General features: G+C 39.0%; 30 protein-coding genes and 1 tRNA gene. 9 read left to right on the top strand and 22 right to left on the bottom strand.

The window, feature by feature from the left end:
• Positions 1-83: 83 nt before the first annotated feature.
• The 6 genes from eutH to WDJ61_RS05240 all read right to left on the bottom strand — a co-directional run bounded on the left by eutH (position 84) and on the right by WDJ61_RS05240 (position 5,500).
• The gene (eutH, locus tag WDJ61_RS05265; protein ID WP_338753624.1) at positions 84-1,349 is read right to left on the bottom strand and encodes an ethanolamine utilization protein EutH; all 1,266 of its coding nucleotides are present in this window, start codon (positions 1,347-1,349) and stop codon (positions 84-86) included.
• A gap of 287 nt (positions 1,350-1,636) precedes the next feature.
• Positions 1,637-2,674 carry a nicotinate-nucleotide--dimethylbenzimidazole phosphoribosyltransferase gene (gene cobT / locus WDJ61_RS05260; protein ID WP_338753622.1) on the bottom strand — a complete coding sequence of 346 codons (1,038 nt, stop codon included), beginning with the start codon at positions 2,672-2,674 and terminating at the stop codon, positions 1,637-1,639.
• A 312-nt stretch (positions 2,675-2,986) separates the two neighbouring features.
• Positions 2,987-3,748 (bottom strand): glucose 1-dehydrogenase, encoded by a 762-nt coding sequence (locus WDJ61_RS05255; protein WP_338753621.1) that lies wholly within the window; start codon positions 3,746-3,748, stop codon positions 2,987-2,989.
• Positions 3,749-3,893: 145 nt separating this feature from the next.
• Positions 3,894-4,385, bottom strand: coding sequence for a hypothetical protein (locus WDJ61_RS05250; protein WP_338753619.1), 492 nt, complete (start codon positions 4,383-4,385; stop codon positions 3,894-3,896).
• 91 nt (positions 4,386-4,476) lie between these two features.
• Complete coding sequence (locus WDJ61_RS05245) at positions 4,477-4,776, bottom strand: hypothetical protein (RefSeq protein ID WP_338753617.1); 300 nt, start codon at positions 4,774-4,776, stop codon at positions 4,477-4,479.
• A gap of 103 nt (positions 4,777-4,879) precedes the next feature.
• Positions 4,880-5,500 carry a class I SAM-dependent methyltransferase gene (locus WDJ61_RS05240; protein WP_338753616.1) on the bottom strand — a complete coding sequence of 207 codons (621 nt, stop codon included), beginning with the start codon at positions 5,498-5,500 and terminating at the stop codon, positions 4,880-4,882.
• Between the two features lie 160 nt (positions 5,501-5,660).
• Between WDJ61_RS05240 and WDJ61_RS05235 the strand changes: the two genes are divergently transcribed.
• Positions 5,661-6,005, top strand: coding sequence for a hypothetical protein (locus tag WDJ61_RS05235; protein ID WP_338753615.1), 345 nt, complete (start codon positions 5,661-5,663; stop codon positions 6,003-6,005).
• A gap of 227 nt (positions 6,006-6,232) precedes the next feature.
• Here WDJ61_RS05235 and WDJ61_RS05230 read toward each other — a convergent pair whose 3' ends face one another.
• On the bottom strand, positions 6,233-6,919 hold the full coding sequence (locus tag WDJ61_RS05230) for an SPOR domain-containing protein (protein WP_338753614.1): 687 nt from the start codon (positions 6,917-6,919) through the stop codon (positions 6,233-6,235).
• Positions 6,920-7,538: 619 nt separating this feature from the next.
• On the bottom strand, positions 7,539-7,919 hold the full coding sequence (locus WDJ61_RS05225) for a universal stress protein (RefSeq protein WP_338754721.1): 381 nt from the start codon (positions 7,917-7,919) through the stop codon (positions 7,539-7,541).
• A 257-nt stretch (positions 7,920-8,176) separates the two neighbouring features.
• Here WDJ61_RS05225 and WDJ61_RS05220 point away from each other — a divergent pair.
• From WDJ61_RS05220 to WDJ61_RS05210, 3 genes are all read left to right on the top strand, one after another.
• A tRNA-Val gene (locus WDJ61_RS05220) sits at positions 8,177-8,249 on the top strand.
• Between the two features lie 190 nt (positions 8,250-8,439).
• Positions 8,440-8,754 carry a hypothetical protein gene (locus WDJ61_RS05215; RefSeq protein WP_338753612.1) on the top strand — a complete coding sequence of 105 codons (315 nt, stop codon included), beginning with the start codon at positions 8,440-8,442 and terminating at the stop codon, positions 8,752-8,754.
• Positions 8,755-8,768: 14 nt separating this feature from the next.
• Positions 8,769-8,921: a hypothetical protein gene (locus WDJ61_RS05210; RefSeq protein ID WP_338753611.1), complete on the top strand. Its 153-nt coding sequence runs from the start codon at positions 8,769-8,771 to the stop codon at positions 8,919-8,921.
• Between the two features lie 74 nt (positions 8,922-8,995).
• Here the strand turns inward: WDJ61_RS05210 and WDJ61_RS05205 are convergent, their stop codons facing one another.
• The 4 genes from WDJ61_RS05205 to WDJ61_RS05190 form a co-directional block, all read right to left on the bottom strand.
• Positions 8,996-10,660: an ABC1 kinase family protein gene (locus WDJ61_RS05205; RefSeq protein WP_338753609.1), complete on the bottom strand. Its 1,665-nt coding sequence runs from the start codon at positions 10,658-10,660 to the stop codon at positions 8,996-8,998.
• A 77-nt stretch (positions 10,661-10,737) separates the two neighbouring features.
• The gene (locus WDJ61_RS05200; RefSeq protein ID WP_338753608.1) at positions 10,738-11,415 is read right to left on the bottom strand and encodes a hypothetical protein; all 678 of its coding nucleotides are present in this window, start codon (positions 11,413-11,415) and stop codon (positions 10,738-10,740) included.
• Positions 11,412-12,221 carry an ATP-binding cassette domain-containing protein gene (locus tag WDJ61_RS05195; protein WP_338753607.1) on the bottom strand — a complete coding sequence of 270 codons (810 nt, stop codon included), beginning with the start codon at positions 12,219-12,221 and terminating at the stop codon, positions 11,412-11,414. Before WDJ61_RS05195 ends, WDJ61_RS05200 begins: the two co-directional genes overlap by 4 nt.
• A 127-nt stretch (positions 12,222-12,348) precedes the next feature.
• Positions 12,349-12,903 carry a phosphatidylglycerophosphatase A gene (locus tag WDJ61_RS05190; RefSeq protein WP_338753606.1) on the bottom strand — a complete coding sequence of 185 codons (555 nt, stop codon included), beginning with the start codon at positions 12,901-12,903 and terminating at the stop codon, positions 12,349-12,351.
• 123 nt (positions 12,904-13,026) lie between these two features.
• On the opposite strand from WDJ61_RS05190, the gene WDJ61_RS05185 reads away from it, so the two are divergent.
• The 3 genes from WDJ61_RS05185 (at position 13,027) to WDJ61_RS05175 (ending at position 14,810) form a co-directional block, all read left to right on the top strand.
• A complete protein-coding gene (locus WDJ61_RS05185) occupies positions 13,027-13,752 on the top strand; it encodes an esterase family protein (protein ID WP_338753605.1) in 726 nt (241 codons plus the stop codon).
• A gap of 112 nt (positions 13,753-13,864) precedes the next feature.
• On the top strand, positions 13,865-14,380 hold the full coding sequence (locus tag WDJ61_RS05180; RefSeq protein ID WP_338753604.1) for a 2'-5' RNA ligase family protein: 516 nt from the start codon (positions 13,865-13,867) through the stop codon (positions 14,378-14,380).
• 1 nt (position 14,381) lies between these two features.
• On the top strand, positions 14,382-14,810 hold the full coding sequence (locus WDJ61_RS05175) for a GNAT family N-acetyltransferase (RefSeq protein WP_338753603.1): 429 nt from the start codon (positions 14,382-14,384) through the stop codon (positions 14,808-14,810).
• 84 nt (positions 14,811-14,894) lie between these two features.
• Here WDJ61_RS05175 and WDJ61_RS05170 read toward each other — a convergent pair whose 3' ends face one another.
• The 6 genes from WDJ61_RS05170 to WDJ61_RS05145 form a co-directional block, all read right to left on the bottom strand.
• The gene (locus WDJ61_RS05170) at positions 14,895-15,149 is read right to left on the bottom strand and encodes a hypothetical protein (RefSeq protein ID WP_338753602.1); all 255 of its coding nucleotides are present in this window, start codon (positions 15,147-15,149) and stop codon (positions 14,895-14,897) included.
• A gap of 110 nt (positions 15,150-15,259) precedes the next feature.
• On the bottom strand, positions 15,260-15,517 hold the full coding sequence (locus WDJ61_RS05165) for a stage VI sporulation protein F (protein ID WP_338753600.1): 258 nt from the start codon (positions 15,515-15,517) through the stop codon (positions 15,260-15,262).
• Positions 15,518-15,630: 113 nt separating this feature from the next.
• Positions 15,631-15,765 carry a YjcZ family sporulation protein gene (locus tag WDJ61_RS05160; protein ID WP_338753599.1) on the bottom strand — a complete coding sequence of 45 codons (135 nt, stop codon included), beginning with the start codon at positions 15,763-15,765 and terminating at the stop codon, positions 15,631-15,633.
• 80 nt (positions 15,766-15,845) lie between these two features.
• The gene (spoVAE, locus tag WDJ61_RS05155) at positions 15,846-16,202 is read right to left on the bottom strand and encodes a stage V sporulation protein AE (protein ID WP_338753598.1); all 357 of its coding nucleotides are present in this window, start codon (positions 16,200-16,202) and stop codon (positions 15,846-15,848) included.
• A 1-nt stretch (position 16,203) separates the two neighbouring features.
• Positions 16,204-16,680: a stage V sporulation protein AC gene (spoVAC, locus tag WDJ61_RS05150; protein ID WP_338753596.1), complete on the bottom strand. Its 477-nt coding sequence runs from the start codon at positions 16,678-16,680 to the stop codon at positions 16,204-16,206.
• 12 nt (positions 16,681-16,692) lie between these two features.
• On the bottom strand, positions 16,693-17,145 hold the full coding sequence (locus tag WDJ61_RS05145) for a YhcN/YlaJ family sporulation lipoprotein (RefSeq protein WP_338753595.1): 453 nt from the start codon (positions 17,143-17,145) through the stop codon (positions 16,693-16,695).
• A 163-nt stretch (positions 17,146-17,308) separates the two neighbouring features.
• Here WDJ61_RS05145 and WDJ61_RS05140 point away from each other — a divergent pair, with 163 nt between their 5' ends.
• Positions 17,309-18,982: a methyl-accepting chemotaxis protein gene (locus WDJ61_RS05140; RefSeq protein ID WP_338753593.1), complete on the top strand. Its 1,674-nt coding sequence runs from the start codon at positions 17,309-17,311 to the stop codon at positions 18,980-18,982.
• A gap of 52 nt (positions 18,983-19,034) precedes the next feature.
• On the opposite strand, the gene WDJ61_RS05135 is transcribed toward WDJ61_RS05140, so the two are convergent.
• Positions 19,035-19,391, bottom strand: coding sequence for a DUF1360 domain-containing protein (locus WDJ61_RS05135; protein ID WP_338753591.1), 357 nt, complete (start codon positions 19,389-19,391; stop codon positions 19,035-19,037).
• A 111-nt stretch (positions 19,392-19,502) separates the two neighbouring features.
• On the opposite strand from WDJ61_RS05135, the gene WDJ61_RS05130 reads away from it, so the two are divergent.
• Positions 19,503-20,015: a CotY/CotZ family spore coat protein gene (locus WDJ61_RS05130; RefSeq protein ID WP_338753589.1), complete on the top strand. Its 513-nt coding sequence runs from the start codon at positions 19,503-19,505 to the stop codon at positions 20,013-20,015.
• Positions 20,016-20,053: 38 nt separating this feature from the next.
• On the opposite strand, the gene WDJ61_RS05125 is transcribed toward WDJ61_RS05130, so the two are convergent.
• From WDJ61_RS05125 to WDJ61_RS05115, 3 genes are all read right to left on the bottom strand, one after another.
• Positions 20,054-20,551: a CotO family spore coat protein gene (locus WDJ61_RS05125; RefSeq protein WP_338753588.1), complete on the bottom strand. Its 498-nt coding sequence runs from the start codon at positions 20,549-20,551 to the stop codon at positions 20,054-20,056.
• A 231-nt stretch (positions 20,552-20,782) separates the two neighbouring features.
• Positions 20,783-21,559 (bottom strand): enoyl-ACP reductase FabI, encoded by a 777-nt coding sequence (gene fabI / locus WDJ61_RS05120; protein ID WP_338753586.1) that lies wholly within the window; start codon positions 21,557-21,559, stop codon positions 20,783-20,785.
• A 418-nt stretch (positions 21,560-21,977) separates the two neighbouring features.
• Positions 21,978-23,831 carry a monovalent cation:proton antiporter family protein gene (locus WDJ61_RS05115; protein WP_338753584.1) on the bottom strand — a complete coding sequence of 618 codons (1,854 nt, stop codon included), beginning with the start codon at positions 23,829-23,831 and terminating at the stop codon, positions 21,978-21,980.
• Positions 23,832-23,853: the final 22 nt, after the last annotated feature.

The following is a 23,853-nucleotide window of genomic DNA, read 5'->3' as shown; positions in this document are numbered from 1 at the left end:
AGTCTAAAATGAGAAATTTATCGTTCATTCCTCTTGTATTTTCTGTTATTTTATCGTTTATTATCGATTTTTGTCATTCCTTATTAACTTGTTGCTTCAAGAGAAGGTTGATTCTCATTCACTTTCCCCATATTCTGACTCGCTGCCTCATCTAGTTTTTCTATTCTCTCAAGCTCTAATGCTTTTGGAACAGAAATACGATACGCTAACATAATCGCTAAAATCGCTCCAATAAATTTACCTAGCATAACTGGAACAATGATTGTTGGCTGAAAGTTTGCAGGGAACGCTAGTTGATCTCCAATCATCCAACCTCCACTAATGGCGTAGGCAATCGTTAATACCTTGTCTTTTGCCGGCATATCTTTAATAATTTTAAACAATGCCAGTGGATTGGCTGTCGCAGCGATCACTCCAGCGCTACCAATACTGCTCAAGCCTAATTTCTTTCCGAAAAATTCAAGCGGCTTTGCCAGATACTTTTGAATCGCATACACCATCGGAAACGCACCAGCAAGCATAATTCCAATATACCCAGCAATCTCTAATCCTCTAAACTGATCTTCAGCATCCGCGATAATCGGATCGAAGCCCCAGCCCCCGAATACAGTTGAAAACACACCTGTAAAATATTCAACAATTGAACATGCAAGAATTAATATCATCGCCGATCTCATAAACCAACCGATCCCCATAAAACCTTTGATCATAGCATTAGGGAACATCCGTAGCCCAATAGCGATAAATACGCCAACCGCTATTAACGGAAGAAGATTAATCAAAATCGTACTGATCGACAGGGATAATTGGTATGTCGGTTCCGCTGTTGTGCTAATCGTATCTCGAATTTTTGCATCTGTTAACGCCAGAATGCTCGTTGTAATAAATACGCTGATTGGAACTGTCAGAACGCCAGACATCATACCAAGCGCTAAATATTTATGATCACGTTTTTGTAACATCGCCAGCGCAACCGGAATTGTAAAAATAATATGAGGACCCATAATAATGCCATTAACCGTAGCAATAATCCAATTTTCGCGATCACTTGCCAACACATCCGCTAATTGATAACCACCCATATCACTAGAAATAAAGGTAGTGGCAGCCATAGCTGGATCAGCACCGATTGCCGTAAACAGCGGACCAAAAGCAAATTCAATGAACTTTGATAAATATGGGATCGAAGCTAATGTAGCGGCAATCGGAATAAAGATAGGACCAATCGTGTAGATCCCTTCCATAAATTCTTTTCCCATTCCTTCTTCCTCATTACGAATCGCCGCAAATGCTCCCAGCATAGCAAAAGCCATAATAACATAAATGACATAAGTTCCTAAATTCTCCATAGAACACAACCCTTCCCGAAATAAAATATGACTCCACAAAATATTGAATTTTAAAATTATTTGCAATATTTATGCCATTTTCACAAAATAGACAAATTTAACTGAGATTTCCCTTTAAATCCTTGTTTCTATTCATAATCAAACAGAATGATAGAAAGAAACAAGACCATGGTCTCGATCCTTCTTTATGCAAATGGTCATAATTTATTTAAAAATGAATAAATGACAGAACAAAAAAGACATGCATAAACGAATACGCATGTCTTTTCCTTATGAATAAAAATCTTTTACTCTATATTCGACACATTCGCAGAAGTAAAGGTCGCCATTTCCTTCACCATCAGCGTCGCCGATTGTAAAATTGGAAAGGCAACAGCCGCTCCCGTTCCTTCTCCTAACCGCATATTTAACTGCAATAGCGGTTGTTTTTGTAAATACTCAATCGCTTGCACATGACCCGGTTCGACGGAATGATGGGATAAAATCATATAATCAGCGGATAATGGCTCCATCAATTTCGCTACACACGCTGCTACCGAACAAATAAAGCCATCTAATAAAATTGGAATTTGATGCTCCGCAGCAGCCATCATCGCTCCGGTCATCGCCGCAATCTCCAAACCTCCAACTTTAGATAAAATATCCAAGCCGTCTTCCGCATTAGGTTGATGAAAAGCAATCGCTCGTTCAATCACTTCTGCTTTATATTTCAACTGCTCGCTTGTAATGCCTGTTCCATGTCCCACAATAGAAGCAGGGTCACATTGGGTGATACTCGCTAAAATAGCACTGCTCGTCGTTGTATTACCAATCCCTACTTCACCAACAATTAAGCATTTAATCCCTTTTTCAATCAAATCAACAGCTTCCGAGTAGCCAACTTCTAACGCTTGCTGCGCTTCTGCTCTTGTCATCGCCAATTCCTTTGAAAAATTGCCCGTTCCGTATCGAATTTTTCGATTCAGGACCTCCGCTTCTTTCACTTCGCTCGCGACGCCTACATCGACAACTTTAGAAATCGCCCCTATTTGACGACTAAACACATTAATCGCCGCTCCGCCATGAACCAAATTACTGACCATTTGCACCGTCACTTCTTGTGGAAAGGCCGATACCCCTTCCTTCGCAATCCCATGATCCGCCGTAAACACAATCACTCCCGGTGGTGTCACTTCTGGAAAAGGCTGTCCTGTCATTTCAGCAAGCTGAACCGCCAACTCTTCTAAACGACCAAGACTCCCTTTTGGTTTCGTTAATGTATCGATATAATCAGCGACTTGCTGACCCACTTCTTTGTTTAATGGAGAAATTTGCTGTGTTAACATCTAAAATCCTCGCTTTCTTGATAAAAAATACCGAATATCTTTATCATACCAGCTACCGATTGTCGTTTCTTATTATTTTTTGAAAAAATAAATAAAGTGAAACTTCAATCAGTGGGGGTTTTCTTCATCCTCCACTGATAAAAGAAGAACAAAGGCTAAAGTCGCAACGTCCTGTTGCAACGCCTTTGTAACCTGCATCGTGCAGGCCCGAACGGATCGGGCGTTTACGGGCTGTTGATCCCCACCTACATACTTGCGCTTCTTCTGCCATGTTGTGGTGAGGGTCTTACAGCCCGTTAATGCGGGATAAATTTAAAAATTCATTCTCGATTGACCGCCATCGACATTAATGCTCGCTCCGACAATCCAAGACGCTTGATCAGACGCCAGAAAAACAGCCACATTCGCCACTTCTTCCGGTGTACCGAAACGCCCCGCCGGAATCTCATTGTCAACAAATGCTTGAATTCCCTCTGGATCAGCTTCCAAACGTTTTTTCCAATTGCCTGTTTCATGCAAAATACTCCCCGGCGCAATGCTATTGACACGAACCCCATCCGCGATCACTTCATCCGCCAATGACTTTGTAAAACTAATCAACGCCGATTTCGCATTATTATACGTCACCTTGCCGCCGCTCTCTCTTCCGAAAATCGATGTAATATTCACAATCGAGCCTGTACCCGCTTTCTTCATATGTAACACTGCTAATTTACTTAAATGAATCGCCGAAAAATAATTCAGCTCCATCGCCTCATAAAACAAATCCATCTCCGTCTCCATCGCTTTACCGCCATTGCTGCCACCTGCATTATTGATCAACACATCAATCGTTCCATGCTCAGCAACAAAACACGCAATCAGCTTTTCCCGCTCCTCCGCCTTCGTCAAATCCGCTGGAAAAATAGTAACCTTCCCACCAAGCTCCTCTTTCGCCTGTTCCAATGCCTCCAACCCGCGAGCAGCAATCGACACATTCGCCCCTTCAGCCAAAAATGCCTCAGCAATCGCCTTGCCGATCCCTTTTGAGCCTCCAGTGATTAACACGTTTTTACCTTGTAATTGTAGATCCATTGCAGAACCTCCTAAAAATTTTTAAGTTGGTTTCATTATAACCGTTTGAAATGTGGAGGCTAAGCAAAAAGCCCGATTCCTTGTGGTTGAAGGAGTTCTGGCTTTGTTTCTTTGATTTTAGAAAGCTAATTTTCACGAAACTTGGTTAAATAATAGATTTTCTTAAATGCGGTTCCTCTTGTTTTTCTTTAACAATGCAATTCTCATCTAAACCATTACACACAGCAAAATAGCCATCCTCTAGCTGAAAACCAATTCCAAACAACCAGGAGTACTCTTCGATAATTTCAATCTCTTTTACCTGTTGACCAACAGCAAACTGAAGGTCATCTAGTTTATTCTTCGCCCACATAAGTTTTAATTCAGTACCATACCAATCAAGCTGCTGACAAACATCAACCTGATGAAAAGTAATAGCAAACTTACCTATTTGATAAGCACATAACTCGATTTGACTCTCTTCAAATCGGATAATCACTGGGCAATCCGCAAACCATTCATCACTCATTTGATCCCAGGCCACCCAGATCTCTTTTATTTTTTGACCTTTGAGCTCTCTAATATCATATTTAAAGTCATGTAAAATACTTGATGCATCTTCATAGAATTTTGGTTGATATCCATTTATGCCAAGCATAGTGTTCTCCCTCAAACATTTTTCTTTTTCAATTCTATCATTATTTCTACCCTGTCAAGGTAGCAATCTTCCCACCAAGTTTTTCAAATACTTAAGAAGAAATTTTAACAACCAAAATATCGGAATCCTCTAAAGCCTTCAATCCATGCTTTTCAAGCGGAGCAATATGTAATACATTCTCATTCGTTAATTCTACTTCTTGGCCTTCCACATCGAAGAGGACTTTTCCTTTTCTGACAATGACTAAAACATCGCCATTGAAGTCGTGTTCTGGGATGAATTCATTGGTTTTCAACTGAATATTCAACATATTTGTTTCATTAAACTGAATACATTTCTCTACATGCTTATTTTTCTCAGCTAAATAATTCGGGGTATCAATAACTTTCATGATTACTCCTCCATTTTCATATGATTTTTTTACTGGCAAAATCGTTACATTCAATAGCAATCTATTATTAATATACTAATAATCCCATCATAAAGTGAAACCATTAATTTATTTTACTAATTACTATTTTCCTATACATCCCATTCAACATGACTGGTATATCTTCCTCTATTTTTATATTTTGATTATTTTTAAGAAATATCTCTTCAAAACTCCGACCAATATCAGTTCCCAGTAGGCTAATAATTGGTCTTAAAAGCATTTTGGGCAACGAAAGTTTTTTATTTTTGGGGATAAATTTATCAAAAATAATGATTTTCCCTTCTTGTTTTAAAACTCTCGTCATCTCTTGAAAGCATTTATTTTCATCAGGAACTACTGAAAGGATAAGGCTTGCTACTACATAGTCGAATGACTCGTTATCAAATTCCATATTTTGAGCATCCATTTCTAAGAATTTAATCTTGGAATTTTTAAACTTCGCTCTTGCCTTTTCAAGCATATCCGGTGAATAGTCGATAGCAGTTATATCAAGGTTAGAGGAATTTATTAACTCTAAATCAGCCCCCGTTCCTACACCAACAAACAGGATATTTTGCTTATCGTTGAAGGGCATTGCTTGAAATATTTGTTTTCGGGCATTTAAAAACATACCCGAATTAAAAAACTTATCATAAACTGGCGAGCCGATTTTATATATGAATTTATTCCAAGAATTATTCAAACTCCTTCACTCCCAAAATCACTCTTCGCTTTATTAGATAATGCACATCCCTTAAACTTTTTAGCTCCTTTATCTTTCTTTGTTTTTTTATCATAAATCAATACACACCTCAAAATCCACCAAATATTACCGATACAAATAATTAGGAGGTGACACCAAAATGAAAATCGGAAACACTAATCCTATATCGTACAAAACCATGAGAAACGAAAACAAATCCTATACATTCGAAGATCTTAAACTGCCAGAAGATAAGGATGAGAAAGGTAAAAAGGGGAAATTTGAAACCCGAAGAGAAAACGGCTATATTAGGCAATACGTCATTAAGCCTGATGGTTCGAAAATATTAATTTCAGAAGTAAAAGAACCTAAAGTCGAGGTTTCATCAAAAAAGATGGAGCTTAACGATCAACAGTCAAATACTAAACATCTAATGGATTTATTATCTATGTCTGTTGGTGCAAACGCACCTATGAACATCAAACCCTATTTCAAGCAAAAGTGACACGATAGCAAGTTTTTTCTTTATAAAAACCCGCTGCCTATCAAATAAGCAACGGGTTTTTGTATAAGTCCAAGCTAATTTTCCAGCATCGTCAACGAGTCAATCCGTTGAAGAACTTTTTCTAGAAAAGTGTCTAGATACTCTATGAGTGAACGAAATGATAAAAGCTCGCTCCTGTCAGAGAAAACAACAAATAATTTCGCGCGTGAATATTCACACCGTCTGTTCTATTGATGTTTTATAAAGGCATCAAACCCAAACGACTGAAGTTCTGTAATCCGCTTTTCCGCATTTTCTTTGTTTTTAAACGCTCCAGCATAGACGACATACAGTCCATCTTTTTCAACAACGGATGTTTCAATGCCATGGTCCCTAATATTAGCCTCAAGCTCTAGTGCATTTGATTTTGACGAAAATGCGCCTGCTTGAACACGGTACAGCTTATCCGCTGGCACAGCACGTTTACTTTCCTCACTTTTCATAAAGGCATCAAACCCAAACGACTGAAGTTCTGTAATCCGCTTTTCCGCATTTTCCTTGTTTTTAAACGCTCCAACATAGACGACATACAGTCCATCTTTTTCAACAACGGATGTTTCAATGCCATGGTCCCTAATATCAGCCTCAAGCTCTAGTGCATTTGATTTTGATGAAAATGCGCCTGCTTGAACACGGTACAGCTTGTCTGCCGACACAATATCTTTACTTTCCTCACGATACTCATGTTCATGATTATTTTCAATTGACCTATTTTCTTCTATTTCTGAATCAACTATCCCTGCAGGCTCATTTTGCTTCTCTACAGCTGCTAATTGATCCTGTGAGCCAAACCCATTTGAAACGATTCCTCTTCCTAAAACCATCAATACTGAAATAAAAGGTATAATCGTTAAAGTCATTCCTGCAATTGCCATCCCTCTTCCTGAGACTGACTTCCTAGCCCATATCCCTAAAGGAAGACCTAATAAGGCACAAGGGGCTGAAAAACAAAAGAATATAAATTGTAACTGAGATGGATCCAAAACCATTTCACTAAAAACTACCACAGTAAGAAGTGATAGAAGAAAAAATATTATAGAAATAATACCCAATATCATTGAAACCACAGCAGACCCTAATCTGTTTTGCTGGGATTGTATAGCTTCTGTTTTTTCCATTCTAGATTGCCACTGCATCATAACCATCCTTTTTATCTTGAAATTTTAATTCATCATAGCTATGTAAAAATGCGGGTTTGCTTTTTTTAGATCAATTACCTACCCTTTTTCTCACAACCACCTATGTAAATCAAGCTATTCACCTACATTACAATAGTCCTACTATACCATTAAACAATTGTCGAATTATGTCTTTTAGTGTAAATCTTCTGTTTATTTTACTCATAATCCCTACCATAGACTTATTATCCATATCAATTAATACAATCAAACAAAATTTCAAACAATGCCACAATTGCAAGCTGTTTTGTTCTTAACCTAAATAACCCGCTACCTATCAATCAGCAGCGGGTCATGAAAATAATTTTTTTATCTCTCAAACTCTATTCACAGCATGTTCAGGCACTAGCATCACTGGACATGTAGCGAGTTCTAATACTTGTTTACTAACGCTTCCGATCTCTTCTTGGCGTCCTTTTCCGATCGCCATAACGACACATCGAACATCTGGATCTTTTGCCTCGGTGACAATTTCCATAGCGGGAATACCGACTCTAATTTTGGTGGAAATAGAAGGTTCACTTTCGTTCATTATACTTTTTGCTTTGGCAATCACTGGCATGCCTAACTCTTTTAATGTAGATTGAATGTTTAATAGCAGAAGATCATCTCCATATGCTTTAGCTAATTCAGCTGCATAAGGGATCACTTTCAATGCTGCATCTGAGCCATCTACTGCTACAATAATCGTTTTCATCACTTGAATTTCCTCCGTCATCTTATGTAATAAGGTTTATTAGAAAAGTATTGGTAATAATTTCATCTTAGTCTTTTCGTCTTCAGGTAGCAAGAAAAGTCGCTTTCTATAATGTATTATCAATTGGTACAAAATCCTTTATTCTTCTTCCTTTTTCAACTAATACTCTCACTTTCCACCACAAATCGAAAAAATTTCTTCTAAAAACCATTGACTTTCCTTCATAGTTTTCATACAATAAGACTTGTCAGTTAAACGATTCCGTAGCTCAGCTGGGAGAGCGCTACCTTGACAGGGTAGAGGTCGCTGGTTCGAACCCAGTCGGAATCATACTCATTGAGAAGCCGCAATCCTTGATACATAAGGGTTTGTGGCTTTTTTGTTTTCTCTTAAAAGCTATCGAGAAAATTGCTAATGAATTACATATAGTAGATATTAGCGAACTCATAATTTTAGAGGAAACGAATCAACAAGAAGATGAACCTAAATAAAAGGCATTAAAAAGGGGCTAAATTATACAATGTTAACATTTGAACAAAAGCGAGCAATTTTCAATTCATTTCCATTGACCGAGTACACAACGCACAATGGAGACAGGATGAATTTTAAGTATAAGGGTAAAGTAGTTGTTTCGGGATTAATGCACACTGGAAACGGTTATATTTGGGGAAAAGATATAAATGGGTACACTGATACATATCAAGTTGATGATAGAGGTTGGATAAACTTTAAAGAGTTTTCCGAGGATAGGATAAGGACGTTATTAACAGATGTGTTGCGTTACAGGGACAAGCTAGTTAAACAAATTCAAACAGATGATAACAACCGCCTATAACAAGGAGGTTTTTTTTGAAAAACCAACAAGATCCATTTAAGTGTAAAGACGAGAAGCATGCTCAGAAACAAAATAAGATGACGGAAAAAGACTTAGATATTGAAAAAATTGCAAAAAAAGTTATCAGGCGAAATCACGAAGGATTAAAACTACTTAGTAAAAATTGAATACTAGAAATGATAGTAGAACAGAAGGTGATCCAAAAAACCGTTTTTCAACGCTCTTTTGGGCCACCCTTTTTTCATTTCTTCTTCTGCCACATCATGTAAATGGTAATTAAAAATAATATCGTAATCACAAAGGCGGTGAATAGGACAATTTGAAAGGTATAGTTGTCGGTTAATTGTGAATGGTCGCCGCTGATTTTAATGCCGATAATAACGCCAGCAATGATAATGCTGAAGGCGAGCATCATAATGCTGAGGACGAGCATGTGGGCGATTCGTTCGATGCGGTTCATCATGCCTTCGTCTGGTTTGACGTTAATTTGCAAGTGCGGCTCGCCGCTTTCCCATTTTCTTATGGTTTCGTTAATAACTGTTGGGAGTTTGCGAGCGGATATTTGGACTTGTCGAGTGAATTTGCGTGTTTCACGCAACAGTCGCTTTGGATGCAGTTGTTCCCACATGAGTCGTTGGCCGGTTTCTTTTAAAATGACATTAAAGCGAATATCCGGGTCCAAAGCGGCGACTGTTTGCTCTACTTTTAAAAAGGCTTGGCCGACTTGGATAAATTCGCGCGGGACGCGAATACCGTGTTTGGCGGCAAGTGCGAATAGTTCTTGGAACATGGTGCCCATTTTTACTTCTTGTAAGGCACGGTCTAAATAGGTGTTCATCCAAACATCTAGATCGCGGCGCATTGCTTTTCGATCCACTTCCCGATTCGTTCCTAATGATTGGATCGCCATCGATAATGAAGCGGAATCACGATCGTTTAAGGAAAAAAGACATTCCGCTAACAATTGCTTCATTTCTTCAGAAAGCCGCCCCGTATTGCCAAAATCAATTAATGCCAGGGTCTCATCTTTCAATAAAATTAAGTTGCCCGGATGAGGATCAGCATGAAATACTCCTTTCACATACACTTGCTCTAATACCGATTCTGCGAGGGCTTCCGCTAGTTCTTTTCTTCTTTGCTGACTGATTTGCTCGATCGCTTCTGGTGTTAATTTTTTGCCATCGATCAGTTCCATCACGAGGACTCGCTCGGTTGTATAATCAGGGAAGATCATCGGGACATAAACCCACTCATTGTCGATTTGTTCTTTTACACTTAACGCTTCAGCCGCTTCAAATCGGTAGTTCATTTCTTTTAATAAAGAAGCGGCAAACTCATCAATGGTTTCTTTCACGCTAAATTGCTGGGCTAAGCTTGAATTTTTCTCGGCAATCATCGCTAAATGACGAAGCACTTGAATGTCTTGGTTCACCACAGCTTCAATATGTGGTCTGCGAACCTTAACGGCTACTTTTTCTCCTGAATATAATACAGCACGATGGACTTGACCAAGGGAAGCAGTCCCAATGGGCGTTTCATTAAATTCGATAAAGGAGTCTTTGAGCGGACCTCCTGATTCGAGTTCAATAATTTGTTTTATTTCGTTGAAAGGAACCGGGGGTGCATCGCTTTGCAACTTTGACAAAGGCGCTGTCCACTCCGGTGAAAGAATGTCCGTCCGTGTGCTTATAAATTGACCGAGCTTCATAAACGTGGGTCCTAATTCTTCCAACGCCGCCCGCAGTTCTTCCCCTCTGACGTGTTCTTTTTTCTCTTCTGAGGCTCCCCGCTTATGAAACGGGATTTTTTCACTTAACCCGAGATCTTTTAAGTAGCCGGTAAAACCGTGCTTCATTAAGACAGCGATAATTTCAGGCAGCCTCGTTAAGGCATTCCAAGTTGTCATAAATTTCTCCCCTGTCCACCATCTGTTTTTTCAAATGATATCAATTATTCCATGAAACAGCGAATAAAAAAGGCATCTTACACTCCCGCTCGCTCTCTTCTTAAAAACAGTACAGTAAGCAAACAGAGTGAACCACCAGCATAAACTAAGCTCCACACACTTTCCACCATACCTGCCTCAACAGCTGACACTGGTGGCAACAAATAGACAAACCATTTTAAAAATGACGGCAATGCCTCCATTAAGGATTCGCCAACAATCGATGCGCATGTAAAAAAGGCTGCGGCCACCCAAGAATATTTTTTCCCAGCGAAATTGGTCACGCTGAATAATCCGCCGATCCACAGGCCAAAGAAAAGAAATAGAAGATGGCTGTATATGAAAGTCCCAATATGTTGCATCGTTAACGGTTCAATAAATGTACGAAGAACGAGCGGAATGCTAAACGAAACCACCATTAATAACAAGCCAATAATAACAATAACGATCATTTTTCCATAAAGAAACGATTGCTTATTCGGTAAATAAGAGAGCAAAATCGATTTTTCACTGCCTTTTTCTAAGGAGAACAGCTTCATCGAAATCCATACCATCGTGGGAAATAAAAACAGAGCGGAAATAGAAAAGCTTTCTTCAATCGGTAACCCTTGATAATAGTACTGCGTGAAAAGCCAACAAATGTATAAAACAACTGGTGCAATCCATTGAAGTGAGTAAAAGAAGGAAAGGAGCTGATATTTGATGAATGATTTCATACAGTCTCCCCCGCTTTCACTTCGAGAATATGAGCTCCTTGCTTCAATAGCTCTGCTAACACAAGATCGGACTCCGCTTCTGTAACGGCGATCTTCATTTTTTGTTCCGACACTTGTTTTACCTTTTGTTGCATACTTTTTGACAAAGGTTGTTTCGTTTCAAACGTAATATGTAGACTGGAACTAACTGGCTGTGCAGCAGAAAAGTCCACTAGGCGACCATTTTCTAATTGAGCCCGATGCGTGGCTAGCTTTTGAGTCAGCTGTTCTTCATGTAAAACGAAGACCATCGTTTGTTTCCCTTTTAATTCGAGCAATAGTTCGATCACTGTTCCGCAAGTTGCTTCATCTAGTCCAGTAAATGGTTCATCAAGAAAAAGCACATCGGATGTTTTCATTAATGCCTGAATGATGCCCGCTTTTTGCTTCGTGCCTTTCGAGCATTTCTTAAGTGGCGTATGCAAAAAAGGTTGTAACCCAAGTCGTTCTATGTATACATCAAGCCTTTCTTTATTTACACTCCGTCCCATTTCCATCATTAACGTCAAATACGTTTCAACGGTAAATGGCAAATGCTCAGGGAAATGTTCTGGTATGTAAGCATACGATTGAAAGCCTCTGTTTACGCTTCCTTTTTGCGGTTCATAAATACCCGCTAATAACTTGATAAATGAACTTTTCCCTGAGCCATTAGCACCCGTTACAACAACGGACATTCCTTCAAAAATCGTCACATCTATATGAGATAAAATGGGCTGCCCGTTGCGGATAATATCCGCTTGAATCACCTCAAGCATCGTTCGCATGGTTTGCCTCCTTCACATATTCTATTACTAACTACAATTATCTTGTATTCTCAAATTCTACCATAACCATTGATTTTTAGTCCTGTCAATGGAAAAGGGACCCTTGATGAAAGAGTCCCGTTATGTATCATCCTATTAATTCTTCTTCCTCTTTATCTACCATCGTCGTTTCAGATACGCTATCTTCATAGTCACGAATACGATGGGCGATACGAGAAGCTGCATTCGCCGCAATGGCTCCAACGATATCATCTAAAAAGGTGTGAACGCCTCCGCCTGCTTTTGTATCAAGCTGACGAATAATGCCTTCCTTGTTTTTATCTAAGAAGCCATAAGTGGTAACAGCAATGCTGCCGTAACCTAGTGATGCGCCAAGAGCAATCGTTTCATCAACACCAAACAAACCTTCGTCTGTTTCAATAATGGTTTGTAGCGGCTCAGACAACTTTTTTTGTTCGGCTAATACATCGAGCTCGACACCAACAAGGATTGCATGTTGTATTTCTCGTTTCAATAATACCTTTTCCACACTCTCGACACATTCAAGCAGCGTTAGCTCTGTGTTGAATGGCTGTTGCATTTTCAACACGATTTCTGCAATATCTTCAACTGTCACACCACGCTCAAGCAAACGTTGCTTGGCTGCTATAGTTACTTCTTGGGAACGTACTCTTTTTTTCATTTTTAGTTCTCTCCTCCCATGACCATTATAATGAAAACCAGTGAACAAGTCATGTAAAATTCACTTTCATCCGTTTTATGCTAAAATTGAGTGAACATCATAGAAGCATTGGGAGGAAGAATGATGACGATCAAACGTGGTACGATTCAAGATGAAAAAATTTATTCAAAAGAGCTGGGAGAGGAAATCGAACTGCTCGTATATCTTCCGGCGAACTTCTCGCCGTTATATAAGTATTCATTGTTAATTGCTCAAGACGGAAAGGATTATTTCCAAATGGGACGTATTCCACGAGTGGCTGATGAGTTGCTTACGGAAGAAGAAATTGAAAACCTAATTATTGTTGGCGTTCCTTATGCCAATGTTGAGGACCGACGTAGAAAATATCATCCTGATGGTGAACAACAGGAAGCATATATTCGTTTTTTAGCTCATGAACTTGTTCCATTTCTTGATGAGAAATATCCAGTTTACCACGTTGGTTATGGGCGAGCTCTAGCTGGTGACTCACTAGCAGCAACGGTTTCCTTAATGACCGCATTACGCTACCCGCATACATTTGGCAAAGTCATTATGCATTCCCCTTATGTCGATGACAACGTGCTTCATGCTGTTCAGACAGCGGAAGACTATAAGCATTTAAGTCTTTATCATGTCATCGGTACGGGAGAAACAGAAGTCAAGATGACGAATGGTGAGATTGCCGACTTTCTGACACCAAACCGTAAGCTTCATGCCCTTTTAGATGAAAAAGGCTTTGATTCGTTTTATGACGAATTTGATGGCATTCACACATGGAAGTATTGGCAGCCTGATTTAAAGAGAGCACTGTTAAAAATGTTCGAATAATAATAACTAATTGCGATAGAAAATTCACTTTTCTATCGCAATTATGAAAAATTTGATATAATATTCAAATAAGGTAATTCAATTTTTTTACTTTTGAGGAGAGTGAAATTATATGAAATTTGGCGTAGTTGTTTTCCCATCAAAAAAGACACAAGATTTAGTTAATTCTTATCGTAAGCGATATGATCCTCATTACTCTCTAATTCCGCCACATCTGACTTTAAAAGGTCCATTCGATGCGGAAGAAAGTGACCTACCAAAGCTAGTTGACCATTTAAAAGATGTAGCGAAAAAGTACCAATCATTCACTTATCATCTTAGTAAAGTAAAATCGTTCCAACCATTAAATAATGTCATTTATATTAAAGTAGAACCAAATGAAACATTGACGATGATCAATGAAGAGCTTCATGGCGAAAATGTAGTTGGTGGATCAGCTGAATATGCTTATGTTCCCCATCTAACGGTTGCTCAAAAGCTTGCCGACGCGGAGCATGCCGATGTTTATAATTCCTTAAATATGCTTTCGTTTGATCAAGAAGAAAAAGTGGATCGTTTCCACTTGCTTTATCAGTTAGAGAATGGTGCTTGGACAGTGCATGAAACATTTTTATTAGGGAAGGAATAAGATGCTAGTGAAGGTAATAACAGCTACGACTCAACAAGAGCGAAATGACGCTTTTGATATTCGCAAACTAGTCTTTGTAGAAGAACAAAATGTTCCTCTCGAGTTGGAAATTGATGAATATGAAGATTCATCTACCCACTTTGTTTTATATAATGAGGGACAACCGTGTGGAGCCGGGCGTTTTCGCACGAAAGATGGACTGGGCAAAGCTGAAAGAATTTGTGTGTTAGCTACCGTTCGCGGAAAAGGAGCGGGACAGCTCATTATGAACGCGCTCGAAGATGTTGCGAAAGAGCAACATCTTCCTGGGGTCATATTAAGTGCCCAAACACAAGCCATTCCTTTCTATGAAAAGCTAGGATATGAAATCATATCCGAAGAATATATGGATGCAGGTATCCCACATAAAACGATGAAAAAAATATTTTAACGCGAAAAAGGCTTATTCTCTAGTCGATGAGAATAAGCCTTTTTATAAATGTTCTTTCGTCATCAAGATAAAACTCCTTCCTACTTAAGCAAGTTTGTTCAGCTGCATGCCTTTGCCGCTAATTTTCGCTAGTTGTGCTTGGAATGGGTCATATGGCTTTCTTTTTGCTGCATTTGGACTAGAGTGAGCATCGGACAAATGAGAACGCTCGTCTAACACTTTTTGAAAGGCAACTTTTTGAACTGGGTCAATAAATGAATAGCCTACTTCATGCGCCTTTACTACTCGCTCACGATATTGTTGATATTGATGATTGGGAATGGGTAAAATGTAGCCCATTTTTCTCGCCTCCTTCGTTCATTTCTATTTCTTACTTATCTTTACCCGCTTCTTCCCCATCTAAAACAAATTCAAGCCCGGAATCCCGAGCTTGAACAAATGAGATGTTGTTATCTTTTTTTATTGATCATATCGGTAATCGTTTGGATATCTAGTTTGCTGCCATCTTTAATGATGGTCTGTACAATTTGGTTTTCTAACTCTTTCGGAACAGATTTATTAGCTAACCTTGATACGTTTTGGATGACACCTCTTACCGTCTTTTCATCCTTAAAATTAGCATGTTGCAAAGAATTAGCAAGATCTATGACATCTCTCATGCTTACACCCGTCTTTTTCTCAATGTTTTTAAATAATCCATTATCCATGTTTTCATCCTCCTTTTTCTCCCTTTCATCTTATGCATAAGAGACAAAATGTTGAAAGCAAACAAAAAAACAGACTTAAACGAAAGAGTGTTTTAAGTCTGTTTTTTCTTTTTTTAATAGAAACTCGCACCAACAATGATCAATAAAATAAACAACACAACGATTAACACAAATGTAGATGATCCGTGACATCCGTAACCGCCGTAACCACAACCGTAGCCTCCGAAGCCTCCAAAGCCGTAACCCATAATATTCACCTCACTTTTTCTTAACTCACTGTTACTATATGAGAAAAGTTTAATTTTGTTTGGGCGAATATTTACAATTCCTATCCTTTCGGTTTAAACAATAAAGCCCCTATAAAGCCAAAAACGATGGCTGCTGAGATCCCGGCGCTGGTCACTTCGAACATGCCTGTGAGTACACCAACTATTCCATGTTTCTGAGCTTCCTGCATCGCTCCTGCTACAAGGGAATTCCCAAAGCTTGTAATCGGAATGGTCGCTCCTGCTCCAGCGAAATCGACTAGCGGTTCGTATAAATCAAACCCTGCCAGTACGGCTCCTACAACGACTAATAAACTAAGTGTGTGACCAGGGGTCAGCTTCCCTACATCCATTAACAGCTGACCAATTACGCAAATGAGACCGCCAATGACAAATGCCCAAAAAAACATGCTTAGCATGTCACAGACCTCCCCACTGGATCAAAATTGATTTAATGAGAGCGACCACAAAAGCTGCAAACACACCAAACACAATGACGGACCCTGCTAACTTAAATATATTTCCTCCAACTCCGAGCACAAACCCTTCTGTTCGATGTTCAATCGCTGCAGAAATCACTGCATTACCAAAGCCAGATACTGGGACGGCACTTCCCGCTCCAGCATACTGTCCCAGATGGTCATATATGCCAAACCCAGTGAGCAACATCGATAAGAAAACAACGGTTGCCACCGTCGGATTACCAACTGTTTGTTCGGTGAAATTAAAGAAGTAAATATAAAAGTATGAAATAGCTTGGCCGATTATACAGATGATCCCACCTACAAAGAAAGCCCTCAAACAATTTTTCATAAGCGGTCTTTTCAATTCATGCTTTTTGCTTAGTTTTTCATATTGTTGTTGGGTGGGGGTCTTTTTTTCATTATTGTTTGCCATGATATCCTCCCTCTACGCCATCTCTTTCTTTAATTCGAGAATTTCGTTAAATCGTTTCTGGGCTTCTTTTTCACTGATCGTTCCTGAATCTATTTTTTCCCTTAATCTAACTACTTCAAGAAAAATTTTATAATCGCTTGAAACAATAAACTCCTCATCCTTGTACTCTTTTTCTAAGCGCTTATTTAATTCCGCCTCAATTTTCTTCATTCGAAATCGTTGTAGGTGCTTTACTTTATAGGCGATAAGAATATGATGGTCATCTTTGATAACAGCCACATCATATATGTCGTCTATTCGCTCGACTTCCTTTTTTATTTTTTCTACTTCTGGCCCTTTTTTCTCTAGCTGTATAGGCGTCGGATTTGTTGTTTTAATGAGAGCCAATTTACTGTCCTGTTGATCCTCATTTGCATTACAGCCCATTAACAAGATAGCACTCATGAAAAAAACGCCCCATTTCATGCTGATTCCTCCATTCGATCCGCCATTTATCTTTTATATTTTGCTTGTTCTTTCATTTTTATTTATAAAATTCTCCTTCTACTCTAAAAAAATTGTCGAAAATCCCGATACTAATTGTTGGAGAAAATTCCGACATTATCACGATGTCAAAAGGGGAAATAATATGACGATTAAAACAAAGTTAATATCTGTTATTTCCATTTTTATTATAACCATCGTCTGTCTTGGGTCATTTTCTGTTTATATCATCAGTTCGACCATCCATGACAACAGCGTGTTAAAAGACAAAATGGAAATGCAAAAGGACGTAAAACATATTCAATTTCGGTTAGCTGGTTTATCTAACGATGAACGTGCTTATATTATTACGGGTGAGCAAGAGTTTGCAGACGGAGTAAAAGAGAAAGCGGAAAACATTCAGCAAACAATCGAACAATTGAATCAAAATTATTACCCAAAAGAAAGACAATTATTAGAAACAAGCTTTCAGCAATTTTGGACGATGAATCAGCAAGTCATGGCAAGCTATGCTTCTACGCCAGAAACAGCGAAAGCTTTACACTTCAACGAAGAACGCCAATTAAGAAAAGAAGTATTAGATCCTGCTGTCGATGATCTGGTCAATCAATTAGATCAAGATGTCACTCACTTAAAAGAGTCGATCGAAAAGAAAGCTAGTTGGAGTAAAACAACGTTGCTGATCGTTACCATTCTTGCGATCATTGCTAGCTTGATCTTTGGTGGCTTACTGATCCAAGCGATTCTTACACCTTTAAAACGAGTAAACCATCAGCTTGATGAAATTGCTCGCGGCGAGGCGGATTTAACGAAAAAAATGGAAGTGACTCGAGAGGATGAATTTGGACAATTAGCTATTTCCTTTAATATGTTTGTCGAATCTTTAAGAGATTTCGTTTTACAAATTAACCATTCATCCAATCAGGTGTCTGCCTCCTCTCAAGAGTTAATGGCGAGTGCTGAACACTCCAAAGATACGGCTGAACAAATCAGTCATTCCATGCAATTAATTGCAAGCAATAATACTGATCAACATGCAGCGATGGAAAACAGTTTAGTTTCACTGAGTGATTCACTTCGTCATATGACCTATGTTGCTTCAAATACTCATCACGTGGCCTCACTTTCTACCACTATGAAGGAGCAAGCCAATATAGAAGCAAGTTCAGTCAATGAAGTATTAGTACAAATGCAATCGATCGATCAATCGGTGGAATTGGCAGATAAAGGGCTTTACTCTTTAGTGACAAGCGCAACAGAAATTAGTCAAATTTCTTCGCTGATTACCGATATTTCTGCACAAACAAACTTGTTAGCACTCAATGCCGCCATCGAAGCAGCAAGAGCGGGAGAGCATGGCAAAGGGTTTGCTGTCGTAGCAGAAGAAGTGAGGAAATTAGCAGATGAAACGAGTCAATCAGCTAGTCATATTCATCAGCTGGTAACAGCGATCCAAAATGAATCCGCTGATACTGTCAACAGCCTTCGATTCGTGAAGGAAAATGTCTCATCCGGAATCGAACTGTCTAAACAAACAGTGACTGGAATTACCGCAATCCTTCATTCAATCGATGAAGTAACAGCCAAAATTCAAGAAGCGGCCGCTACCACTCAACAAATTTCTTCTAGCTTTGAACTTGTCCAACAATCAATTGAAGAAGTTGGGGAGCGCTCAAAAGAGACATCGAACAATACAGAGGACATCGCCTCTGCAACGGAAGAACAATTTACGTCAGTGGAAGAAATCACTCAAGCCGCCTCTTCCCTTTCTCGTCTATCGGACGAATTACATGCGATGATTTCAAAATTTAAAGTATAGCGGAAGCTAATAAAAACAAGCAGATGATCAAATGGTCATCTGCTTGTTTTTATTATTCGTTATCCCTTAGTAAATATTGAACCACCGTTTCGATCAATGCTGCTCCACCAGCGATTGCAAAAATCAACAATAACGGTTCAGCAATAACTGGAATTAAAAAGTAGGCTACATAACAAAAAACAGCTACCCAAAACCCTGTACACCAATAACAACTGAGCATGCGGCCAAAAAAACCAAGAACTCCTTTCTCTTTCGGTACTAAAAATATTTCTTTTTCACCATTTTTTGTAACCTCCACCACTTCCCTAAAAAATGGCCGCCTAACTTTTTCTGCAATCTCATCAAATACGATCACTCTCGTCAGTCGAAAAGTAGCGAAAATAAGAATAAACATTTCCAATACATTCATATTCATGCTTCACCTTTAAAAAAATATTATTTTCTAGGTTATTTGTCCGTACCTCTACCTCAATTCATCCATATGTTAATACTGTAAGAAAAATAGGAAAGGAGCTTTTATATGGGCTGTAAAAATAATGTTGGTGGTTCTTCTCGAGTAGGTTGTGTGTGTGAAGTAGTTCGTGCCATTAACGATATTCAAAATGAGAACATGAATGACGATTGTTTAGAGTGTAAGGATTGTTTCACAGAACCGCTTGGTGACCTAGCAGGTGCTCGTCGCCGTCACGCTGACACTCGTGTATTCACATTAACAACGACAGAAGGAAATCCATTCTTTGCTTTCTTTGGACCAATTGATGAATCACCTCATCACCATTGCGATGAAGTGTGCGTCTCGATCTTCTTTCGTGTAGAAGACGTATTCGATAATTGCTGTGCTCGCCTTCGTGTATTAGTGCCACTGGATGAGGAGAGAGATCCAGTTGACATTACTGATGACTGCTGCATTGACTTGAAAAAAGTGTGTAAAGTACAAAATTTCCGTGCTACTCGTAGCTGTATAACAGTTGATTTAAACTGCTTCTGCGCTGTGCAATGTATTAAAGATGTAAATTTAAACATTTGTGATTAATTCAAATCAGGTAGCGGACTATTATCCGTTGCCTGTCTTTAACTTGGTCCAATAATCCTAATGTGTTTTAAGTCAGCTCGATCTATCATCACGATTTCCTCTTTAAAGCTTTTTATCTTAATTTTTTTATTGGTCCACTCTTTTAAGATCCCTCTATAAGACTGATCCTTGCAAATAAACTCACACGGAAAAGGAATAAATTGTGTAGATAAGTGACCTAACTTTTCATCCATGGTCATTTTTTGAAAGGATTTTACTGGTTTAATTCCTAACCAAGACGGTTTCGTTTTTTCTTCAAGCGACTTTTCTATTGACTGTTCCTGCTTTATCCCCTCTTTTACTTTCTCATTAACCTCCTCTTCGATATCCCACTTTTCAACGAAACGATGCTCTTTCCTCCTTTTCTTTTTCTGCTCCTCGTCTTTAATTTCAACATTTTTCGTATGAAAAGATTGCTGCATACTAGCTTCGGGGGAATGTAAAGAAGGCTGTTGAATATACATAAGCGGCTCACGCTTCTCTTGTTTCTTTTTCATTTAAACACCTCCTACAAGGCTCTTCTTAAAATATATGTCCGCTACTCTTAGATAAGAATAAAAATCGATGATGTTCATTCATAAGTCTGATGAGATGATCTTTTTTGAACGAATTCAAACATGGCAAAAGGGACCGTCTCATAAGTAGTTGAGACGGTCCCTTTTCTGCATCGAAAGCGAAGCGACAGGTGCAAAAAACCCGCTTCAATGAGCGGGTTTTTATCCATGATCTTATCTTGCAATGATATGAAAACCAGAGTCGACGTGAAGGTTTTCACCTGTAATTCCACGAGACATATCGCTGAATAGGAACACAGCAGTATCTCCAACTTCTTCTTGTGTAGTTGTACGGCGCAGAGGAGCTGTTTCTTCGATTTCTTTTAAAATCGAGTTGAAGTCGCTAATCCCTTTTGCAGCTAGCGTACGAATCGGACCAGCAGAGATGGAATTGACACGAATGCCATCTTTGCCAAGGTCAGCTGCCAAGTAACGAACACTCGCATCTAAAGAAGCTTTCGCTACACCCATGACGTTGTAGTTTTTCACCACTCGCTCGCCACCTAAGTAAGTCATTGTGACAATGCTTCCTCCTTCTGTCATTAAAGGCTTTGCATATTTTGCCACAGCCGTTAGTGAGTAAGAGCTAATATTATGAGCAAGGAGGAACCCTTCACGTGAAGTGTCAACAAATTCGCCATCTAGATCTTCTTTATTCGCAAAAGCGATACAGTGAGCCAATCCATGAATCGTGCCCACTTCTTCTTTAATTTGTGCAAAGCATTTTTCGATATCTGCATCAACAGTGACATCGCATGGTAAAATAATAGATTCATTTCCTTCTAATGTTTCCGCTAACTCACGGACATTTTTCTCAAGGCGTTCGCCTGCATATGTAAAAATGAGGCGAGCACCTGCCGCGTGTAAAGAACGCGCAATTCCCCAAGCAATACTTCTTTTATTGGCTACACCCATGACAACAAATGTTTTTCCAGCTAATGAAAGTGTCATCTTCGTTCCCCCTGTTATTACAAGTTATTAGTACCTAGTAATAATATTAACAGGAATTAATGAAAATGAAAAGCAATGAATGCAAAAAGAGCCCTTAAAGTCCATAATATTTGCTACTTTAAGAGCTCATTTGCTAGTCGTCGCTAAACGGGACCTTCCGCTTTTCGTTTTTGTCCAGCTGCAGCGGCCAGACTCTCGGACATAAGTCATCCCGCCTGTGTGGCAAAGAACGCCACTTCGGCGGTTCGCCTTATGTCTGCCGAGTCTAAACGGCCGCTTCCGCTTTTCGTTTTTGTCCAGCTGCAGGCGCTAGCGCGTACGCTGATTTTTGCTCTCTCAGTCGGGTTCCAAAACCGTGAACCCTCAGTCGAGATCCTAAATCCGCTATCGCGCTGAACGAGCGCCTTCCGCTTTTCGTTTAATCAAATTCTAGTTCGCGTTTTAGTTCGTCTACGTATTCTTTTGAGCCAGTGATGATTAGACGATCATTTAATTGTAATTCGGTATCTCCATGAGGAACGATGGAGTCGTTGCCACGGAAGATCCGCACAAAGATAACGTCTCCTGTGAATGGAAATTTTCTCAGTGAAATGCCCTCATAATCAGCATTATGCAATTCAATTTCATATAGAGACGTTTCTTTATTCGTTAAAATGCTAATAATACTTGGCGATTCAATGAGCGCTTTTAGCAATGCTTTTGAAGAAAGGAAGTAGGAGAAGGTTTCAATCCCTTCAGCTATCATACGCTTTTCCTGTTCTTTCCTTTCCACATGAGCGATGACACGTTCAACGCCTCGCTCCTTCGCTTCGAGAGCAAGATGCGCATTATGTGCTTCATCTCCAGTTGTAATGACAAGGATATCAGCATCAAACACTCTTTGCTCGGCTAATAAGTCTACTGACAATTCATCTAGTTCAATAATATCAAAAACAGATTTACTTAAATGTCCTTCTTGTACTTCCGGCTTTTTGCGGTAAACAACTGTGTCATATAAAGAAGACTTTAATTCTTTTGAGATCGGCATTGTATATTGGTTAGCCCCGACAAAAGCCACTTTGAGTTGTTTTTCCTCTCTCAGATGAGGTGGAAATAATTTTTTAAAGATAGCAGGCGTAATTAAGCAAGTGAGCACCGCTACTAAAATCAGTGTACCGGTCATTTGTGCTGTAATCACTCCTAACTCTTCAGCAATTTTGGCTGCTGCAATCACAAGGGACAATGTCGATGTTAATAAAAACGCTGACGCCATAATCGTTTTCATGTCATACCATTTTTTTAAATATAAAATTGGCAATGCCTTGGAGATGAAAAGCGCTAACATTAATAACGGAATGAGCAATAGCGTCTTTTTATCACTTAAAAGTGACCATAGTTCAAGCTCTACTCCAACCATAACAAAGAAAATCGGAATTAAAAATCCATACCCGAACGAGTCAAGCTGACGAACTAGTTCGTTTTTCGGTGCTAATAATGAAACTAGCACACCCGCTAAAAATGCACCGAGAATATCTTCAGCGCCTACATATTCAGAGAGGGCTACAAGCACAATCATTAATGTAAACACTGCTCGAGTACCAATTTGCACGGTACCAGTCGATAACGCTTCGAAAAAAGGATTATTTTTAAACCTTTTCGCAATGAAATAAAGGAGGACACCTACCCCAAAAAGAACAAGAAGTAGCCACGTGTTCCCACCTTCCGTACCATTAACGGATACATAAACAGCTAGCAAGATCATTGTCACAAGATCGGCAATAACGGCAACAAGTAAAATAATTTGTCCGATGACCGTCTTCATTAAATGGGCTTCTTTTAGCGTTGGAACAACAACACCTAGTGAAATTGTCGAAATGATTAACGTCATCAAAAATGCATCTTCTATTAGACCTAATAAAACAAACAAATAGGATAGTCCGTATGATAAGATGAGTATCCCAAGAAATATAATGGTTGCTGCTGCAAATGCATTCGGCTCCTCATTTGCTTTCGATTGTTTTTTCTTTGGCTTTTTATCTGTAGAAAATGCAGAAAAATCAATTTCAAGACCACTTAAAAACATAAGGAAAATTAACCCGAGGGTTGATAAAGTTTCCAACCAAGCATCTGGTTCTACTATATCAAAGCCACTTTTTCCTATAATAAGACCTACAATAATTTCTGCAATGACGACCGGAATGAAGTTTAACTTCAATCGGTGTAATAATATTGGTGTGAAAAAAGCAGCTACAACAACGATTAATAATGAAAATAAAGAAGTATTTTCTTCCATAAATTATCTCCTTTCCCATTCA

This window comes from Bacillus sp. FJAT-52991 (genome assembly GCF_037201805.1).
In the GTDB taxonomy this organism is placed as follows: Bacteria; Bacillota; Bacilli; order Bacillales; family Domibacillaceae; genus Bacillus_CE; species Bacillus_CE kandeliae.
Note: the sequence above shows the minus strand (reverse complement) of the source record. Positions and strands in the feature narration are given on the sequence as shown.

What these genes read in the sequence shown, in the direction of transcription:
- eutH (WP_338753624.1), bottom strand. Translation starts at nt 1,349, where the DNA reads ATGGAGAATTTAGGAACTTATGTCATTTATGTTATTATGGCTTTTGCT.
- cobT (WP_338753622.1), bottom strand. Translation starts at nt 2,674, where the DNA reads ATGTTAACACAGCAAATTTCTCCATTAAACAAAGAAGTGGGTCAGCAA.
- WDJ61_RS05255 (WP_338753621.1), bottom strand. Translation starts at nt 3,748, where the DNA reads ATGGATCTACAATTACAAGGTAAAAACGTGTTAATCACTGGAGGCTCA.
- WDJ61_RS05250 (WP_338753619.1), bottom strand. Translation starts at nt 4,385, where the DNA reads ATGCTTGGCATAAATGGATATCAACCAAAATTCTATGAAGATGCATCA.
- WDJ61_RS05245 (WP_338753617.1), bottom strand. Translation starts at nt 4,776, where the DNA reads ATGAAAGTTATTGATACCCCGAATTATTTAGCTGAGAAAAATAAGCAT.
- WDJ61_RS05235 (WP_338753615.1), top strand. Translation starts at nt 5,661, where the DNA reads ATGAAAATCGGAAACACTAATCCTATATCGTACAAAACCATGAGAAAC.
- WDJ61_RS05230 (WP_338753614.1), bottom strand. Translation starts at nt 6,919, where the DNA reads ATGGCAATTGCAGGAATGACTTTAACGATTATACCTTTTATTTCAGTA.
- WDJ61_RS05225 (WP_338754721.1), bottom strand. Translation starts at nt 7,919, where the DNA reads ATGAAAACGATTATTGTAGCAGTAGATGGCTCAGATGCAGCATTGAAA.
- WDJ61_RS05215 (WP_338753612.1), top strand. Translation starts at nt 8,440, where the DNA reads ATGTTAACATTTGAACAAAAGCGAGCAATTTTCAATTCATTTCCATTG.
- WDJ61_RS05205 (WP_338753609.1), bottom strand. Translation starts at nt 10,660, where the DNA reads ATGACAACTTGGAATGCCTTAACGAGGCTGCCTGAAATTATCGCTGTC.
- WDJ61_RS05200 (WP_338753608.1), bottom strand. Translation starts at nt 11,415, where the DNA reads ATGAAATCATTCATCAAATATCAGCTCCTTTCCTTCTTTTACTCACTT.
- WDJ61_RS05195 (WP_338753607.1), bottom strand. Translation starts at nt 12,221, where the DNA reads ATGCGAACGATGCTTGAGGTGATTCAAGCGGATATTATCCGCAACGGG.
- WDJ61_RS05190 (WP_338753606.1), bottom strand. Translation starts at nt 12,903, where the DNA reads ATGAAAAAAAGAGTACGTTCCCAAGAAGTAACTATAGCAGCCAAGCAA.
- WDJ61_RS05185 (WP_338753605.1), top strand. Translation starts at nt 13,027, where the DNA reads ATGACGATCAAACGTGGTACGATTCAAGATGAAAAAATTTATTCAAAA.
- WDJ61_RS05180 (WP_338753604.1), top strand. Translation starts at nt 13,865, where the DNA reads ATGAAATTTGGCGTAGTTGTTTTCCCATCAAAAAAGACACAAGATTTA.
- WDJ61_RS05175 (WP_338753603.1), top strand. Translation starts at nt 14,382, where the DNA reads ATGCTAGTGAAGGTAATAACAGCTACGACTCAACAAGAGCGAAATGAC.
- WDJ61_RS05170 (WP_338753602.1), bottom strand. Translation starts at nt 15,149, where the DNA reads ATGGGCTACATTTTACCCATTCCCAATCATCAATATCAACAATATCGT.
- WDJ61_RS05165 (WP_338753600.1), bottom strand. Translation starts at nt 15,517, where the DNA reads ATGGATAATGGATTATTTAAAAACATTGAGAAAAAGACGGGTGTAAGC.
- WDJ61_RS05160 (WP_338753599.1), bottom strand. Translation starts at nt 15,765, where the DNA reads ATGGGTTACGGCTTTGGAGGCTTCGGAGGCTACGGTTGTGGTTACGGC.
- spoVAE (WP_338753598.1), bottom strand. Translation starts at nt 16,202, where the DNA reads ATGCTAAGCATGTTTTTTTGGGCATTTGTCATTGGCGGTCTCATTTGC.
- spoVAC (WP_338753596.1), bottom strand. Translation starts at nt 16,680, where the DNA reads ATGGCAAACAATAATGAAAAAAAGACCCCCACCCAACAACAATATGAA.
- WDJ61_RS05145 (WP_338753595.1), bottom strand. Translation starts at nt 17,145, where the DNA reads ATGAAATGGGGCGTTTTTTTCATGAGTGCTATCTTGTTAATGGGCTGT.
- WDJ61_RS05140 (WP_338753593.1), top strand. Translation starts at nt 17,309, where the DNA reads ATGACGATTAAAACAAAGTTAATATCTGTTATTTCCATTTTTATTATA.
- WDJ61_RS05135 (WP_338753591.1), bottom strand. Translation starts at nt 19,391, where the DNA reads ATGAATGTATTGGAAATGTTTATTCTTATTTTCGCTACTTTTCGACTG.
- WDJ61_RS05130 (WP_338753589.1), top strand. Translation starts at nt 19,503, where the DNA reads ATGGGCTGTAAAAATAATGTTGGTGGTTCTTCTCGAGTAGGTTGTGTG.
- WDJ61_RS05125 (WP_338753588.1), bottom strand. Translation starts at nt 20,551, where the DNA reads ATGAAAAAGAAACAAGAGAAGCGTGAGCCGCTTATGTATATTCAACAG.
- fabI (WP_338753586.1), bottom strand. Translation starts at nt 21,559, where the DNA reads ATGACACTTTCATTAGCTGGAAAAACATTTGTTGTCATGGGTGTAGCC.
- WDJ61_RS05115 (WP_338753584.1), bottom strand. Translation starts at nt 23,831, where the DNA reads ATGGAAGAAAATACTTCTTTATTTTCATTATTAATCGTTGTTGTAGCT.